Consider the following 2,499-nt stretch of genomic DNA (forward strand, 5'->3'; position numbering starts at 1 on the left):
GTCAGGATCAGCAACGCGAGGTGGTTGTTCAGGCGCCGGCGCTCTTCCGCAAGCACTTCCTCGGCGATGCCGCAGGCGCACGGTAGCAGGTGGTGGTGCCGGAGCCGCAGGCCTTGCCGCAAGAACCGTGTGCCACCGATGAAGAAACGGGATAAGAGACTGCGCCTGCTGCTCCCATCGCCCCTGGCCTGGACCGGGTCGGGCTGAGCGCGACAGCCATCGCCGAAATCCTGCTGCGCCGCCAGCGGGTGGCCAAGCCGATTCCGGCGCCTGCCGCAGCTGATCGCCGGCCAGAACCAAGCCTGACACCACGCAAAGCCGCGTCGACGCCGATGGTCTGTCGGTGAGCTGGTCGGTGCAACTGGCCAGCTTGTCGAGCCGCGCCAGTGCCGAGAGCCTGCAGAAAACCCTGCTGAGCGAACAGCATAAACGCTGATCGCTCTGCCCATGGCAATAATTGGGTGTTCGTCGGCGGCCGATCGAACGCGGCTCAAGCCGATCGTCTGCGCGATCTGTTGAAGTCGTCAGCAGAACCTCAAGGGTTTTGTCGTACGCTTCCAGCCGAAGGCGCTACGCCGTAAACTATCGCCTCGATTGAAATGCACTGATAATCGCAGCTTACCGAGAGGCATGCGCCTCGCCAAATGCGCCGCCTTATCCGTTCTGCAGCTGCACCCTGCCATTACCTGGGTTGACTGGGCCATCGTCTCAATCACCGCCATCTCTGCTTCGATCAAGTTCGAGCGGCTTCGTTGAGGAAGACATCATCCGCTGCTACCTGGATCATCGCAGGAGTCGTTGCTGGATGTTCGGTGGCTTACTGTCCGAGTACCTCGCCGGATAGACATCGAAACCCCATCGGCTGCGTGATCGCGGGCTGTGCCATCATGTTTGTCGCCACACTGATCGGTGGGCGCAATCATCAATGATCTATCGGCGACTGGTCCGCGTCACCGGGCTGTCCGGGGACCGATCCATTTCCTTGGCATGGCCTGCTGGTGCAGCGCGCGGCGGTGTTCGGCTGGTGGTCGGTGAAGTCGGCTGTTGAGCCTGGGGCCGGTACAGCAGGACGGTGGTGGAAGTACGACAGCGGCGCGAGCTTTGATTTGGTCGCCGACTGGTCCAGAACTGATTCTCGGGGTGGAGCAGTCAGTGGCTTGCCAGTGGAATCAGCGTACCCGCCGAGACAGCCCCCGTTCAGCGAAACTTCCGCCCGTTGGCGAAACGCGAGCGAGTGTCGTCGAGTTCATCGATTGGAAGGGTTGCGTCGCATGCGGCATCGTCGGTATCGCTGAAGTCGAACGTCAATCAGGGCTGTATGACGTGGAGGGTCTTGATGCTTTAGCACCGCGGCCGAGGAGACGCTGCCGGTATCGTGACCAGCGACCACTGGCTGCTTGTTGGCGCAGGAGACGGCCTGGCGCGTGACGCGTTCAACGTCAGCATCAGCGTATCTGCTCGGCCACAGCCGGGTATCGGCCACGTCCTGCTACCGACTGCGGGCAGCTCGACTTCGCCCAGCCTGAACCCGTTCAGCGTCAACTACGGCATTACCCGCGACAACCAACTGACCAACGTTGAGCAGTTGGCCAAAGAGATCTACGAGTTGACCGCGCCACGTCAACACCAGTTCCGACGGAAGCGCCGCTGAACGTGTTCGCCCACTAGCTGGCCCAGCGCGGCAAGCTGCAGCTTGTACTCGAGGAAGACGCGTTTGCCGCCGTGACCACGTGCATAACCGTTGCGTGGTGGTCACGCCGTTGTGGCGATGGGCGACCGGCTACGGCATCCGCCGGTTTCGCGATCTGCACGGCATTCGCCGATCGTGTTCGGCCAGCGTCGCAAGACGGTTGCAGGCGTTGAATACATGATCGCGTCCGAAAGCGTTTCGCTGGACGTGCTCGGTTTCACCCTGATTCGCGACCTCGCCCCGGCGAAGCGGGTCACATCACTGAAGATGAAGCTGCACACCCGTCAATGCGACCAACCCGTCCCTGACCCGGTGCATCTTCGAACACGTCTTGACTGGCGCGCCGGGACTCCATCATCGACGGCGTGCCCCTGGACAAAGCCCGTCTGCGCATGGGCGAGAAGCTTGCCGAGAAGATCCTGCGCGAGCGTCCAGAGCACGACATCGACGTGGTCATCCCGATTCCGGACACCAGCCGCATCCTGCTGCGCTGGGGCTGGCGAACCACCTGGGGGCGACGAATTTCCGCGAAGGTTTCGTCAAGAACCGTTACATCGGTCGCACCTTCATCATGCCGGGCCAGGCGGCTCGCAAGAAGTCGGTTCGCCAGAAGCTCAACGCCATCGAGCTGGAATTCCTGGTAAGAATGCGACGCTGGTTGATCATTCTCGATCGCGGCGACGTATTACTGCAAGCAGATCATCCAGATGGCCCGTGAAGCCGGCGCGAAAAACGTCTACTTCGTCCTCGGCGGCGCCGCAGAACGCTTCGAACGTGTATGGCATCAACACGCCAAGCTGCTTCACCAG

3 pseudogenes are annotated in these 2,499 nt (G+C 61.7%); all 3 read left to right on the top strand.

The features are described from left to right. A pseudogene (locus ACXX9E_RS28745) lies at nt 1-567 on the top strand (SPOR domain-containing protein); the annotation flags it as partial. A gap of 63 nt (nt 568-630) precedes the next feature. After that, nucleotides 631-1,186: pseudogene (locus tag ACXX9E_RS28750) on the top strand (CvpA family protein); the annotation flags it as partial. A 62-nt stretch (nt 1,187-1,248) separates the two neighbouring features. Then, nucleotides 1,249-2,499, top strand: a pseudogene (locus ACXX9E_RS28755) (amidophosphoribosyltransferase); the annotation flags it as partial.

The organism is Pseudomonas sp. GNP014 (genome assembly GCF_054344005.1).